This window comes from Bradyrhizobium sp. ORS 278 (assembly GCF_000026145.1).
GTDB lineage: Bacteria > Pseudomonadota > Alphaproteobacteria > Rhizobiales > Xanthobacteraceae > Bradyrhizobium.
In genome coordinates this window covers 6,877,210-6,890,734 of record NC_009445.1, presented here as the reverse complement: position 1 = coordinate 6,890,734, position 13,525 = coordinate 6,877,210, and the positions used below count along the sequence as shown (strand labels likewise).

Annotated in this window: 11 protein-coding genes and 1 tRNA gene; 9 read left to right on the top strand and 3 right to left on the bottom strand. The window is 64.7% G+C overall.

What is annotated here, in order from left to right; translation table 11 throughout:
- The first annotated feature begins 73 nt into the window (after positions 1 to 73).
- The 6 genes from hisD to BRADO_RS30790 all read left to right on the top strand — a co-directional run bounded on the left by hisD (position 74) and on the right by BRADO_RS30790 (position 3,691).
- The gene (gene hisD / locus BRADO_RS30815) at positions 74 to 1,369 is read left to right on the top strand and encodes a histidinol dehydrogenase (RefSeq protein WP_012030110.1); all 1,296 of its coding nucleotides are present in this window, start codon (positions 74 to 76) and stop codon (positions 1,367 to 1,369) included.
- Positions 1,366 to 1,872 (top strand): UPF0262 family protein, encoded by a 507-nt coding sequence (locus BRADO_RS30810; RefSeq protein ID WP_012030109.1) that lies wholly within the window; start codon positions 1,366 to 1,368, stop codon positions 1,870 to 1,872. Before hisD ends, BRADO_RS30810 begins: the two co-directional genes overlap by 4 nt.
- Before the next feature lie 54 nt (positions 1,873 to 1,926).
- Positions 1,927 to 2,397: a low molecular weight phosphatase family protein gene (locus BRADO_RS30805; RefSeq protein ID WP_012030108.1), complete on the top strand. Its 471-nt coding sequence runs from the start codon at positions 1,927 to 1,929 to the stop codon at positions 2,395 to 2,397.
- A 182-nt stretch (positions 2,398 to 2,579) separates the two neighbouring features.
- A complete protein-coding gene (locus tag BRADO_RS30800) occupies positions 2,580 to 3,209 on the top strand; it encodes a Maf-like protein (RefSeq protein WP_008962300.1) in 630 nt (209 codons plus the stop codon).
- A 48-nt stretch (positions 3,210 to 3,257) separates the two neighbouring features.
- On the top strand, positions 3,258 to 3,452 hold the full coding sequence (yacG, locus tag BRADO_RS30795) for a DNA gyrase inhibitor YacG (RefSeq protein ID WP_012030107.1): 195 nt from the start codon (positions 3,258 to 3,260) through the stop codon (positions 3,450 to 3,452).
- A gap of 163 nt (positions 3,453 to 3,615) precedes the next feature.
- Positions 3,616 to 3,691 (top strand) — tRNA-Phe (locus BRADO_RS30790).
- An 895-nt stretch (positions 3,692 to 4,586) separates the two neighbouring features.
- Here BRADO_RS30790 and BRADO_RS30785 read toward each other — a convergent pair.
- Both BRADO_RS30785 and BRADO_RS30780 read right to left on the bottom strand, forming a co-directional pair.
- A complete protein-coding gene (locus BRADO_RS30785; protein WP_157872637.1) occupies positions 4,587 to 7,856 on the bottom strand; it encodes an addiction module antitoxin in 3,270 nt (1,089 codons plus the stop codon).
- Between the two features lie 64 nt (positions 7,857 to 7,920).
- The gene (locus tag BRADO_RS30780; protein ID WP_041757868.1) at positions 7,921 to 9,948 is read right to left on the bottom strand and encodes a methyl-accepting chemotaxis protein; all 2,028 of its coding nucleotides are present in this window, start codon (positions 9,946 to 9,948) and stop codon (positions 7,921 to 7,923) included.
- A 439-nt stretch (positions 9,949 to 10,387) separates the two neighbouring features.
- On the opposite strand from BRADO_RS30780, the gene BRADO_RS30775 reads away from it, so the two are divergent.
- The 3 genes from BRADO_RS30775 (at position 10,388) to BRADO_RS30765 (ending at position 12,693) form a co-directional block, all read left to right on the top strand.
- A complete protein-coding gene (locus BRADO_RS30775; protein WP_012030104.1) occupies positions 10,388 to 10,573 on the top strand; it encodes a hypothetical protein in 186 nt (61 codons plus the stop codon).
- A gap of 329 nt (positions 10,574 to 10,902) precedes the next feature.
- Positions 10,903 to 11,661: an SH3 domain-containing protein gene (locus tag BRADO_RS30770; RefSeq protein ID WP_012030103.1), complete on the top strand. Its 759-nt coding sequence runs from the start codon at positions 10,903 to 10,905 to the stop codon at positions 11,659 to 11,661.
- A gap of 84 nt (positions 11,662 to 11,745) precedes the next feature.
- On the top strand, positions 11,746 to 12,693 hold the full coding sequence (locus BRADO_RS30765) for an SH3 domain-containing protein (protein ID WP_012030102.1): 948 nt from the start codon (positions 11,746 to 11,748) through the stop codon (positions 12,691 to 12,693).
- A 34-nt stretch (positions 12,694 to 12,727) separates the two neighbouring features.
- On the opposite strand, the gene ubiG is transcribed toward BRADO_RS30765, so the two are convergent.
- Complete coding sequence (ubiG, locus tag BRADO_RS30760) at positions 12,728 to 13,510, bottom strand: bifunctional 2-polyprenyl-6-hydroxyphenol methylase/3-demethylubiquinol 3-O-methyltransferase UbiG (protein ID WP_012030101.1); 783 nt, start codon at positions 13,508 to 13,510, stop codon at positions 12,728 to 12,730.
- Positions 13,511 to 13,525 lie beyond the last annotated feature (15 nt).

Genomic DNA, 13,525 nt, shown 5'->3' with positions numbered 1-13,525 from the left:
GGTTGACGGCCCCGCGCTGCCGCGCCATTGAGCAGGGGGTCTGGGGCAGCCACCCCTTCGGAAAGTGCCAGAGATGCCCATTCGCCTGTCCCGCGCCAGCGCCGATTTCGACACCCAGTTTCGGCAGTTTCTCGCCGCCAAGCGCGAGGTCTCCGCCGACGTCGAAGCCGCCGCCCGCGCCATCGTGGATGACGTCGCCAGGCGCGGCGATGCGGCGCTGCTCGAGGCGACGGCCAAGTTCGACCGGCTGGAGCTGAGCGCCGCCACGCTGCGCGTCACGGCGTCCGAAATCGAAGCCGCGGTGAAAGCTTGCGACACGGCGACCGTCGATGCGCTGACATTCGCCCGCGACCGCATCGAGGCCTTTCACCTCAAGCAGCTGCCCCAGGACCAGCGCTTCACCGATGTCGCCGGCGTCGAGCTCGGCTGGCGCTGGAGCGCGATCGAATCGGCCGGGCTCTATGTCCCGGGCGGCACGGCGGCGTATCCGTCCTCGGTGCTGATGAACGCCATTCCCGCCAAGGTCGCAGGCGTCTCTCGCCTCGTCATGGTGGTGCCGGCGCCGGACGGCAAGCTCAATCCACTGGTACTGGCGGCGGCGCATCTTGGCGGCGTTTCCGAGATCTACCGCGTTGGCGGTGCCCAGGCCGTGGCGGCGCTGGCGCATGGCACCGCGACGATCGCCCCGGTCGCCAAGATCGTCGGCCCCGGCAATGCCTATGTCGCCGCCGCCAAGCGGCTGGTGTTCGGCAAGGTCGGCATCGACATGATCGCAGGCCCCTCCGAGGTGCTGGTGATCGCCGATGACAGCGGCAATGCCGACTGGATCGCGGCCGATCTGCTCGCCCAGGCCGAGCACGATGCCAGCGCGCAGTCGATCCTGATCACCGACAGCCGCCGCCTGGCCGATGACGTCGCCCGCGCCGTCGAGAGCCAGCTCAAGACCCTGCCCCGCGCCGCGATCGCCGGCGCGTCCTGGGCCGATTTCGGCGCCATCATCGAGGTCGACCACCTCGACGAGGCCGTGCCGCTCGCGGACGCCATCGCCGCCGAGCATCTCGAGATCATGACCGCCGATCCCGATGCGTTCGCGGCCAAGGTCCGCAATGCCGGTGCCATCTTCCTCGGCGCGCACACGCCGGAGGCGATCGGCGACTATGTCGGCGGCTCCAATCACGTGCTGCCCACCGCGCGCTCGGCGCGGTTCTCCTCCGGTCTCGGCGTGCTCGACTTCATGAAGCGCACGTCGCTGTTGAAATGCGGTCCGGAGCAGTTGCGCGCGCTGGGGCCAGCGGCGATGACTCTGGGCAAGGCCGAGGGTCTCGACGCCCATTCACGCTCCGTGGGAATACGCCTCAATCTGCCATGACCCAGCACCCGCCAGGCGACGACCGGACCAATCGCATCGTGGCGGTGACGCTCGACGAGGAGTCGATCGGCCGCTCCGGTCCGGACATCGAGCATGAGCGGGCGATCGCGATCTACGACCTCGTCGAGGAGAACCTGTTCGCGCCCGAGGGCGCCGACGGCGCCGGTCCCTTCACCCTGCATCTCGGCATCACCGCCAACCGGCTGATGTTCGACATCCGCAAGGAGGACGGCACCCCGGTCGTGACGCATCTGTTGTCGCTGTCGCCGTTCCGGCGGATCGTGAAGGACTATTTCATGATCTGCGACAGCTATTACAACGCGATCCGCACCGCGACGCCCGACAAGATCGAGGCGATCGACATGGGCCGCCGCGGCATCCATGACGAGGGCTCGCGCACCCTGCAGGAGCGGCTCAAGGGCAAGGTACGGGTCGATTTCGAGACCTCGCGCCGGCTGTTCACTTTGATCACGGTGCTGCATTGGAAGGGCGAGGGCCAGTGACGCCGCGCGCCGCCCAGCCCGCGTCCTGCCGTCCGGCCAAGGGCGCCTAGACGCATGGCCGAGGGGCCGCCGCGCGCGCGCCAGCCGCAGGCGGTGCTGTTCGCCTGCGGGCAGAACAGCGTGCGCTCGCCGATGGCCGAGAGCCTCTTGCGGCAGATGTTTCCGCACGCGCTCTACGTCCGCTCCGCCGGCGTCAAGAAGGGCGAGCTCGACCCGTTCGCCGTCTCCGTAATGGCCGAGCTCGGCCAGGACATCTCGCAGCACAAGCCCACCACGTTCGAGGAGCTCGAGGACTGGGAGGGCCTGAACTTCGACCTCATCATCACCCTCTCGCCGGAAGCACACCACAAGGCCCTCGAGCTGACCCGCACCATCGCCGCCGACGTCGAATATTGGCCGACGCCGGATCCGACAAATACCGACGGCAACCGCGAGCAGAAGCTCGCAGCGTATCGCGAGGTCTGCGACGGCCTGTTCACGCGCATCCGCAAGCGCTTCGCCAAGCCCGGCCCGGCCGGCTTGTGAGTTCCACGGTTCCTCCACCGCTGTCATCGAACCGAAATACCAGCGTCGTCCCTCGCTCAAACTCGCACCGTAGAGCAGGCCTGTCGCAGCCTTGTCGCAGTCTCCGGGTTGTGGAATGGCACCCCTTCCGATAGGTTCCGCGCGCCCGCCCCTCGGCTTCCGAATCCCTCAGCGAAATCAGCATGCTCGGCCGTCCCAAAATCGTTCTTGCATCCGGCTCGCCGAGGCGTCTGGCGCTGCTCAACCAGGCCGGCATCGAGCCCGACGCGCTGCGCCCGGCCGATGTCGACGAGACGCCGAAGCGCGGCGAGCTGCCGCGCGCCTGCGCCAACCGCCTCGCCCGCGCCAAGGCCGATGCGGCGCTAAAGTCCGTCCAGCTCGACGACGAGCTTCGCGGCTCCTTCATCATCTCCGCCGACACGGTGGTCGCGGTCGGCCGCCGCATCCTGCCCAAGGCCAATCTGGTCGACGAGGCCTCACAGTGTTTGCGCCTGCTGTCGGGCCGCAACCACCGCGTCTACACCGCGATCACCTTGGTGACGCCGAAGGAGGCGTTCCGCCAGCGCCTGGTCGAGACCCGCGTCCGCTTCAAGCGGCTCAGCGAGGACGACATCCAGGCCTATATCGGCTCTGGCGAATGGCGCGGCAAGGCCGGCGGCTACGCCGTGCAGGGCATCGCCGGCTCGTTCGTGGTCAAGATGGTCGGCTCCTACACCAACGTCGTCGGCCTGCCGCTGTACGAGACCACGACGCTGCTCGCCGGCGAGGGCTTTCCGATCCGCTTCGGCTGGCTGAACACCGTCGGCGTCTGAGTCGGCTGAAGGGATGCGCTGGACGTTCTGGGCGCCTAAATAGCGGCCATGTCCGACGAATCAACCCGCTCCACCACCGCGCCCGCCAAACCCATCCGACGCTGCCCGATCTGCAACCGGCCGGCTGCCGAAGCCTCGCGCCCGTTCTGCTCGCCGCGCTGCCGCGACGTCGACCTCAATCGCTGGCTCAGCGGCTCTTATGTCATCCCGGCCACCGAAGGCGACGAGGACGACGTCGAATAGAGCAGCGTTTTCATGGTGTTGCGCCGGTGGTGGCGGCCGTCGCAAGGGCCGCTGCGCATCTGCAAAAGGAATGTGAAAACTTCGCGTCTCGGCGGTAGACAGCGCCGTCCCGTCTGACTATAACCCGCCGGCTCGTCGGGCTTTTTGGGCCCGTAAGAGACATGCCCAGGTAGCTCAGTTGGTAGAGCATGCGACTGAAAATCGCAGTGTCGGTGGTTCGATTCCGCCCCTGGGCACCACGCTTCGCCCTGCGGGCTACGCGTGGCGCAGCCAGGCCGTAGCCCGCAGGGCGAAGCGTGCCCGGCGAAGCCCCTTGGCGAAGCCGGGCGTTTGAGCCCCCCAAGTCTCGCTTGAGCCCCGCTCCCTGATCTCCGATCAACCCTGTCAAACAGCCTGCCACTCGCCGCAGCGGTCGCTCACGCCCACGCGCTCGCAATCTCGCTGCCTGATCGGCCCGAGCTCTGCTGCAGATGGCGTCCTCGTCAGAAGAGAGGGCGCAGGGAAGGCCGAGTGCCGACTGGCACCCATGGCCCCCGTGCGAAAGAAATGCACGGGGCAGGAACCACAGGCTCAGCCGGAAACAACCCGGCCTTCCCTGCGCGATGGTTTGAACGGCTGCTCCGCGCTCTCCCAGGGGACCGGGCTTGCTTGCCCCCGTCATCGGCATCGTCGCCGACCAAGACACCAGCGTCGGGGTGTCGGGACCACACGGCTTGACCGTCCGCATGACGACGTTCGTCCGCACCCGCAAATCGAGATGCTGCGTCGCCCCACGGCCACCACTCCCCGCCGCAACGTCCCGTGACGATCGCGATACGCCCCTCTCAGTGCGGGCGGGATGCGCGGGATAAAACCACTGATTTGGGGGCGGCGTCAACACATTTTCTGGTATTCAGAATAAGCGCTGTTCCGGCCAATCTCAGCGTCTTCCGGGGGGGCGAACAATCGGATTTACGGAAACAAGCAAGAGGAGTGCGGACTCACTGTTACTCTCCTCAGAGGATGAGAAAGAATTGGATTTTTGCGGTTTTCGGACGGGCTAAGTCGTTGATTTGACTCACGTCGAGAATCACCAAAATCGAAAGATTCACAGCCTCTCAGGACAAGCGTGGGCTGTTCTGTGGCGGACATGACTCATCGCAACCTACCCCTGAGGCTTTCCTCCGTGTCCTCTCGGTTTGCCTCAGCTTCATAGGTTCGCACCAATTGCATCAGCAGAGCCGATGCAACATACGGATGAGTGGACTGAAGGGAGTCGGCCCAAGTGCGGTACTTTGTTGCCAGCTCTCGTTCCTGGTCGCCGCCAGCACCGCGCCAGACCGCGCCGCGCGAATTGTAAACGCCAGTATGTGCGCCTCGCATCAGCTGTTCAGAGTGAACCTCTTCCATAACTGTGCGGACGGATTCACTAGGCCAGATACCGTCGGAACCAACGGGCGAATGTGCTAGCAAGCGTCCGATGCACATGTCCGCCACATCAATGCGACTAATGCCTTTCGCAGATTGGCGAACTGACGACACCCATCTTGCCAAGGTATTGGCGTCTGACTTTCCGATCTCATCGTGGTCTGGAATACGCTGGAGTGCCTCCAGCAATTTGTACCCACGCTCGGCCATGTCCTTTACGCGCTCTTCTGGAACCCGAATCTCATCCGGGTCCGCCGCACCATCTTTCCGCTTGTATGCCCACGCAATTGCCTGGGCAAAAAGCTCCGGGTGGGCCTCTACATATCTCTCCAAATTGGGGATGCCGTAGCTGTCGCCCCGGCTATCCCAAGGCCGCGCGAGAACATCAATATACGCAAACTCAAGACCAGCTTTTTCGTCAAGGGAGAGTGCTGAACTAGTGTTCAGGTATTTGAAAGCTTCCTCAACATTATAATGCTCCAGCATATACTCGCCCGATTTGTCATTGCCACCGGTTGCCATATCCTGCAGGAGGCGGTGCAGGATCTGCGGGTCCAGTCCGGTTGGCTTCAGGCGAATACACGAGAATGCCGCGCGCGGTCGGCCCGCTTTCAGAAGACGCTCAACGCTCTGACTATTTTCATCGTCCGAATGTGGGCTCCAATCGGGAACCACATCGCTCCAATATTTTGCCTGGCCATCTGGTCCTAGGGTATCGACGATCGCCCAGGTCGCCGCTGAATAAGGGCACAACACTAAAAGTCTTGCTGCTTGCTCGTCGGACAATGCGGAACACACAGCCTGAATTACGTGAGTGCGCTTTGCATCATCGGCGATCCCGCGAAACGTGCCGCCGATTAAGTTTCTGGAGGTATGAACGTCAGTTTCATCAGCCAGAACCGGACGCAAAGCAACATTGATCAGTTCGATCAATTGTGATTCATCCAGAACGTTGTTCATCGCTGCAACTGCACCAAGTGTCCAGGCGGCGTTTCCGCGCTTGGCGAGTGTGATCAGCCCACCGACACCTTGTGCACAAAGCACTTCCTTTAGCGCAGCGGCACGGACTTCTTGAATCCGTTCAGAGCGCTTGCTGTAGTCGGTATATTCGATGTCTTCAATCTCATCAGCCGACTCCTCCAGCCACTGCTCACGAAAGAGCCAAGCGTGCTTATTTAGGAGGTCGCTTGGCTCAAGGGCTTCATACGCAGACTTAGCGGCTTTAACCAAGGCGCGCGCCGCGGCATCCTTCTTTGACTGCCGAGCTGCGCGTCGAGACAGCGTTGAGACGCGAATCTTCTCGCGCATCGCCGCTTTTTCCGCGTCACTCGCTCCAGTCTTTGCCCACGTTTCGATCAGGGACCAAACCCGCGTCTGGTGCTCAGGCGCAAGGACCCGCAGCCGAGATACAAGATCGCTAAGCGTTTCGAGAGTATGGTGTGGCCAGTTGAGAGCCATCTCGATCATCTCTCGGACGAACGAATGTATTGGCTCCCACGTCGCGAAAGGTTCACCAAATCCATATCCGTCGGAACGCCAGCGCGGCTTGTGGCTGTAGTGGCCCGTTTCACCATAAACATCAAACTGTGAGACGCAGAGGCGCCAGGCAACATCGGGATAAGTTCTGGCGAGAGTTTTCATCAAGCTGACGCGCTGGTTATGATCCGCTGCAGTTTGGGGCATCCATGCCCGGAAAATGGATTGCAGAGAATTGGTCGGCTTATTAACCCAATTGTCATCGATTTCGATCCTAGCGAGTTGCGCCAGAATGATTGCCGCGCGTGGTAGCGTTTCCGGATTCCAAGACAGGCCTTCAAGTGCCCACAAGAGGCCGGTGCGGCTCGGGCTTCGTCCGAAAAAGCTAGTCGAGACTGGGCGCAGCAAACCAAGAACGGCGGGATTGTCCGATGCTAAGTCGCGTTCGATGATCGATAGAAATTCGCGCGGCGCGGCTTCGGCGTAAGTAGGCAAGTCGCGATCATTTGCCTCAAGCTTGCGCGTGGTGAGAGGATTTTCAAGCAGCCGACGAACGAGGAGTGCTGCCTCGCCTTCTGGATCTACGCCCAGCCGCGCTCTGAAAAGGTGTGGCCCCTCGATTGATAGCAAGACGAGGGTTTCCGATATGCCTTCGCGGAATGGGCTAGAAAATTCGCGTGTTTTACCATAGAGGCCGGCTGCCCATCTTTTTTCGTCATCCAGGTCGAGCGTCGGATCATCTTCTCCTAGCACTATCTCCGCTATATTGAAAAAGCGCCTAAGGTCTTCGGCGGTGACCACGTCGGCGATTGCGTAAAGTAGATCAATTTTGGAGACAACTCCGCGATAAGGTCCTATCGACCACACGGGCGGATCATTAATTAGCGCTAATTGCTGAACCTGCCTCTCAAGGTGTGGGTATGGTATTTCTTCTGCTAGCAAAGACAGAGCCAGCCTGTCAGCGTCGTTCGCGCTGTGCCATGCGCCGGCGAAGAGGAATGGCACCAGACTGGATGCCGTCGTTTTTGTGTCGGCCCAAAGAGGCGTCCGCAAAGCGCCTGATGCGAGCCTTCGTCTCAGGACTGTGAGCGAACGACCAGATTCGGCCTCCAGGCGATTAATTTCGTCGCGGTCTTTGCCCATCTCCGCGAGAGCCGAGCCAAATGCGGCATGTGAAATCTGCCCAAGCAGGATCTTTGGCTCTGAGTTCGCGGCATTCCGGGGATAGATGACGATCGAATGCATCTGCTTGAGGTAGGGCGCGAGCTCCCGCTCCACCTCTCGCGACGTGGCAACTGGGATGAATGTCTGAGCGCCTTCCGCAAGATGCGGCAATGTGGCAGGCGCGTCGAATACCAGTACACGGTCTCGATACGATCTTAGGTCAAGGCGCGCAGCGCGCGCCATGCCGTGGTCGTGCGCTTCAGCCGGACGCGCGGCCGCTATGAGCGGCAAGGGCTGATGGTCGAGCCGCAGGTTCTGGCAGAGTTGCGCGACGAGACCGCCTGAGCCCGGGGCCATCGCAGCGCGTTCACTTCCGAGCAATGCTGCGGAGGCGCCGCTGCGTTCGCCCGCAATCCGCGGCTCACGCCGCCCGCACGGAGCCCAGGAATTTGCCGACCTCCGACTTCAGCCGGCTCGAATTGTGCGACAGCGAGCGGGCGGCGGCGAGGACCTGGGAGGACGCGGCGCCGGTCGAGCGGGCGCCGCCTTGGACGTCGGTGATGTTGGACGACACCTGCAGGGTGCCGTGCGCGGCCTTCTGGACATTGCGGGCGATCTCCTGCGTCGCGCTGCCCTGCTGCTCGACGGCGGTGGCGATGGTGGAGGAGATCTCGGACAGTCGCTCGATGGTGCTGCTGATCTCGGTGATCGCGCCGACCGATTCCTTGGTCGCCATCTGGATGCCGTTGATCTGATGGCCGATCTCGCCGGTGGCCTTGGCGGTCTGCTCGGCCAGCGCCTTGACCTCCGACGCCACGACAGCGAAGCCGCGGCCGGCGTCGCCGGCGCGCGCCGCCTCGATCGTGGCATTGAGCGCCAGCAGGTTGGTCTGTCCGGCGATGGTGTTGATCAGCTCGACGACGTCGCCGATGCGCGCCGCGGCCTTCGACAGCTCGCCGACACGGCCGGTGGTGGCGCGCGCCTGGTCGACGGCGTCGCTCGCGACGCGCGCCGATTCCTGGACGCGGCGGCTGATCTCGCCGATCGAGGTCGACAGCTCCTCGGTCGCGGACGCCACCGACTGCACGTTGGCGGAGGCTTCGTCGGACGCGCCGGCGACCGTGATCGTCAGTTGCTGCGAGCGCTCCGCGGTCGCCGTCAGCGACGAGGCCGAGGCCTCCAGCTCGTTGGCGGCCGTCAGCACCGTCTCGACGATCTCGCCCACCGCAGCCTCGAAGCTGTCGGCGAGCGCGATCATGTCGGCCTTGCGGCGCTCGGTGGCCTGTTGATCCCCATGCGCCCGCGCCGCGGCCTCGTCGCGCGCCCTGCGCTCGGCGTTCTCGCCGATGATCACCACCGTCTTGGCGACCTCGCCGACCTCGTCGCCGCGCGTGGCGCCGGGGATTTCGATGGTCAGCTCGCCGGCCGCCATTTTCTTGAGCGCCCCGTTCAGCCGCGTCAGCGGCCTTGCAATGCCGAGGAACGAGAACAGCACCGAGCCGACCAGCGACAGCATCACGATGACGGCCACGACCAGGCTCAGGCGGTTGGTCTGGCTCAGCTCGGTGGCCGCCAGCGCCTTGGCGGCCTCGGCGTCCCGGGCCGCGGTCTCGAGCGCGCCCTGCATCAGCCCGACGATCTCGCCCGCCGCGGGCAACGCCTTGGTGTTGAGCAGCGACTTCTTGGCGGCCTCCACCGCGATCGCCTCGGCGGTGACGGCGGAAAAGGACTTGACGTTCTTCGCGAGCCCATCGATCGTCGCAAGCAGCGTGGTGTCGCTGATGATGCTGCGGGCGCTGTCCAGCGTGTCTTCCAAGCCGCCGGTGCGATTGACGATGACCTGCTTCTCGCTCTCGTCGCCGGTGGCGATCAGGCGCCAGGTCGCGGCCTGAACCGAGTTGAAGTTGGAATCCGCTTCGTTCAGCACCCGCTCGATGTCGCTGCGATTGGCGGCGCGGATCAGCGCCGGCGACAGCTGAAAGCCTTCGAAGGTCTTGGTCCAGTCCGCCGACCGTTCGGCCCGCTTCTTCGTGATGTCGATGATCCTGAGCTGGGCCTTGCCGATCTCCGAGGCGGAGGCATGATAGTCGGCCCCGAGGGCGCGGATCTTCTGCAGGCGATCCTTGTCCTCCGGCCGCACGACGTTGGCCACCGCCGCATCGAGCTCGCCTGTCATGCTCGCATAGGCGCCGTTGAGACGGTCCATCTGCTTCTCGAGGTCCGCTGCGGTCTTCGACTGCCAGACGTCGCGCAGCGACAGCTCCATGCCGCGCAACGCGATGTTGGCGCGCAGGGTGCGATCGGCGACCGCCTGCTGCACCCAGGCGCGATTGTTCGCCGCGGTGATGGTCGTCTCCGAACTCATCTGGTTGGCGACCATGCCTGTCGACAGCAGAACGCCGAACAGCCCGACGGCGCCGAGCTTGTTTCCAATGCGATTGAGCTTGATCACGATGCGCACCGCTTCAGGTTGAAGTTGGAACTGTTTCGCGCGGCCAATTCCATTTGGATTGGCAGGATTTCATCGTCGCAATAGCAGGCGCGCTTCTAATTTGGAGTTAAGTTTCCGTTCCCGGCGGTTCTCTGAATGAGGGGCGCCTGATGCGCGATGATCTCGCGGACGTGTAGTTCCCTTGCTCACAAGAGACGCCTGCACCTCTGCAGCTCACATGCGCGGCGCTTCCGCGGATCAAAAGCGGAGCTGAACGCCGCGCGCCGAGGTCGAGCTGGCGTTGACCCACCATTCGGGCCGATGCCAGTCCGATGTTCGGCGCGGCAGCTTGCGAACCACCCAGCGCCTGATCCGTCGGCGGCGCTTGCCCGTTGCGCGCAGGCGATCATCGGTTCATCTTGATGATGCGCGGAGGCCGCGCCGCCTGGAGAGCCGCATGTTCGTCGACCTGCCCGCCTATTGGCCTGAAGATCCGAAGCCCGAGCGTCCGAAGCGCCGGCTGTCCGCGCGCGGCGAGAAGGTTCTGGTCGGGCTCGTCGGCCTCAACATGGTGCTGCTCCTGATCGCGCCCATCTGCGGCGCCTCGCTGATCGATTGGGTGCTCGCGGTGCTCGCGCGCTGACGTCGGCCACGCGCGGCGCCAGCGGATGGGGCGACACGCTGTCGCGACATCCGAGCGGACGCGGTCATGTGAGTTGAGTTGCGCGAGGTCCGTTGTCGGTATCCGATTGTGGGTGCGCAACACCGCGCGACGCCGGAGGCTTGGCGAGCGCTCCGCATCGCGTCTGCACCTCTGCGTTGCAGCACGTCATTCGTGTAGACATCCTGCAGGGGTTGTGAGACGCTTGTCGTACATCCAGGCTGCTGCCGTCGATTGATGAAATGATTTGATAGTTGCGCCGGCCCGCCATTGCGGGCGGCTTGTTTGTTTGATCGAAGCGAGGTCAGCCCATGACCATTTTGACCGGGCCTCCGCGTGATGCGATTAGGAATCAGCCGATTTCGGACGAGCTGACGCGCGTCCTGCAAACCGCGGCCGAGGCAGCGGGCATCGACATGATCAGGATCAATTCGGGCGGGCAGGATCCGCCCGGACCCGGCGCGCGGCGCACCGGCTCGACGCGCCACGACCATGGTCGCGCGGCGGACGTGCAATGCGTTGTCGGCGGCTCCACGCTGACCTTCACCGATCAGTCGGCGCCGGAAGCCATCGTCACCTTTGTCTCCGCGGCAGCAGCGGCCGGCGCGACCGGCATCGGTGCCGGCGTGGGCTATATGGGCAACCGGACGATCCATGTCGGCTTCGGCGTCTCGACGAGCGACCATTCGCAACTCACCTGGGGTGCCGGCGGCCGCTCCGCGACGGCGCCGCAATGGCTGCGAGACGCGGCCGCCGCCGGATGGGCAGCACCCGCGCCCGCGCCTCCGCAGCCTGCGCCGGCCGCCGCGCCGGGCCGCTTCGTCGTGATCGCGCGTGACGGATTGAAGCTGCGCGGTGGTCCGGGCACGAGCTTCGGCTCGGAGAGGACGCTGCCGGCGGGGACGGAGCTGACGGTGGTCGCGCGGTCGGCGGTGGATCCGGCATGGGTGCGCGTCGATGTCGAAGGCGACGGGTTGCTCGACGGCTACGTCTTCGCCGCGTTCCTGGCGCCGGTCGCGCCCGACGACCTTCACGAGCATGCGCCCGAGCCGCGCCCGGGCGACAACTGACTTCGACGGCGGCGTGGTTGCCGGACGCCGTCTTGATTTGAACGTCCCTTTGGTTTGAAGCCCTCGTTGCCGATGGAGTGCCTCGTGGTTACAGCTGACGATATCAGTTGGTTCAAGCGGCAGTTTCGCCACCCCATCCAGGCGGCCCTGCCGGGCACGCCGTTCGATGTGGACATGATCGTCGCGATCGCCTGTCAGGAGACAGGCTATATCTGGTCGGTGCTGCGCAAGAAGGACCTCCCGCTCGATCGCGTTCTGGCGCTGTGCGTCGGCGACACCATCGACTTCCGCGGGCCGGGCAAGGGCCGGCAGGCGTTTCCGCGCAACAAGGAGGCCCTGGTCGCGGCGCCGAACGGCGAGGCGATGTTCGACATCGCGCGCCAGGCGCTGGTGGACATGGCGGCGTTCATTCCGGGCTACAAGGACGCGGCCGCCAATCCGAAGAAGTTCTGCCACGGCTTCGGCGTGTTCCAGCGCGACCTGCAGTTCTTCAAGGACGATTCTGACTACTTCCTGCAGCGGCGTTACGAGATCTTCCCCGACACGCTCGCGCAGTGTCTCGGCGAGTTGCGGCGCGGGCTGAAGAAGCTCGGCTTCGAGGCCCGGACGAGCCTGACGGACGAGGATTTCGCGAAGGTGGCGATCGCCTACAACACCGGCGGCTACAATCCGGTCAAGGGCTTGAAGCAGGGCTTTTTCGACGGCGAGAAGTTCTACGGCGAGCGGATCTTCGACTACGTGACGCTGTCGCGCAGCGTCGAGCCCAGCCATGGCCTGGCGACAGGGCGCTACGTCGTCATCGCGCGCGGCGGCCTCAAGCTGCGCGGCGGGCCGGGCACGAGCTTCGAGTCCGAGAAGACGCTGCCGGCCGGAACCGAGCTGACCGTGGTCGAGACCGACAGTCATGATCCGACCTGGGTGCGGGTGGACCTCGAGGGCGACGGGCTGCTCGACGGCTACGTCTTCGCCAGCTTCCTGGCGCCGGCCGAGCAGCATGCCGGTGCCAGGGAGGATGTCCCGGAGCCGTCGTGACGCGACTGCCGGGCTTCGCAAGCAGCGCGCGCCCTCACGGCATGCGGCGGTAGATCTGCAGGTAGTTGGTCGAGGGGCGGCCGCCGATGCGCCAGCGCATCGTCAGCGGGTTCAACTCGACGGCCACCGTCTCCACCGGAATGAAGCGACGCGGCGCGAGCAGCGTCCGCAGCTCCGAAGGCTTCACGAACCGGCGCCAGTCATGCGTGCCGCGCGGCAGCCAGCCGAGGATGTATTCGGCGCCGATGATCGCCTTCACGAACGAGATCGGCGTGCGGTTCAAGGTGCCGATCACGAGCAGGCCGCCGGGACGCACGAGGTCGGCGACATGGCCGACGAAGCGGGCGAGATCGGCGACGTGCTCGACCACTTCGAGCGTCAGCACGATGTCGGCCTGCTCGCCTTCGGCGGCGAGATCCTCCGGCAGCGCGTGGCGGTAGGAAACGAGCGCGCCCTGCCTGCGAGCGTGGTCGGCGGCGACCAGCACGTTGCGCTCGGCGGCATCGATGCCCAGGGTCTCGGCACCGAGCCGCGACAACGGCTCGGTGACGATGCCGGCGCCGCAGCCGACGTCGATGATGTCGAGGCCGGCCAGCGGCAGGTTCGCTCCGGCGTCGCGGCCGACCAGCGCGGGCAGGCGATCGCAGAGGTAGCGCACGCGCGCGGCGTTGAAGGCGTGCACCAGCTTGAACGCGCCGTCCGGCTTCCACCATTCCTCGGCCAGACGCGAGAACCGCGCGATCTCGGCGGGATCGATGGTGGAGGGGCCCTCGGCGGTCGCGGCGAAAGCGGGCTTCACGGCATCCTTGTAGAGCATCGTCGTCCTTTCTCC

What these genes read in the sequence shown, in the direction of transcription:
- BRADO_RS30805 (WP_012030108.1), top strand. Translation starts at nt 1,927, where the DNA reads ATGGCCGAGGGGCCGCCGCGCGCGCGCCAGCCGCAGGCGGTGCTGTTC.
- hisD (WP_012030110.1), top strand. Translation starts at nt 74, where the DNA reads ATGCCCATTCGCCTGTCCCGCGCCAGCGCCGATTTCGACACCCAGTTT.
- ubiG (WP_012030101.1), bottom strand. Translation starts at nt 13,510, where the DNA reads ATGCTCTACAAGGATGCCGTGAAGCCCGCTTTCGCCGCGACCGCCGAG.
- BRADO_RS30785 (WP_157872637.1), bottom strand. Translation starts at nt 7,856, where the DNA reads ATGGCCCCGGGCTCAGGCGGTCTCGTCGCGCAACTCTGCCAGAACCTG.
- BRADO_RS30810 (WP_012030109.1), top strand. Translation starts at nt 1,366, where the DNA reads ATGACCCAGCACCCGCCAGGCGACGACCGGACCAATCGCATCGTGGCG.
- BRADO_RS30770 (WP_012030103.1), top strand. Translation starts at nt 10,903, where the DNA reads ATGACCATTTTGACCGGGCCTCCGCGTGATGCGATTAGGAATCAGCCG.
- BRADO_RS30775 (WP_012030104.1), top strand. Translation starts at nt 10,388, where the DNA reads ATGTTCGTCGACCTGCCCGCCTATTGGCCTGAAGATCCGAAGCCCGAG.
- yacG (WP_012030107.1), top strand. Translation starts at nt 3,258, where the DNA reads ATGTCCGACGAATCAACCCGCTCCACCACCGCGCCCGCCAAACCCATC.
- BRADO_RS30800 (WP_008962300.1), top strand. Translation starts at nt 2,580, where the DNA reads ATGCTCGGCCGTCCCAAAATCGTTCTTGCATCCGGCTCGCCGAGGCGT.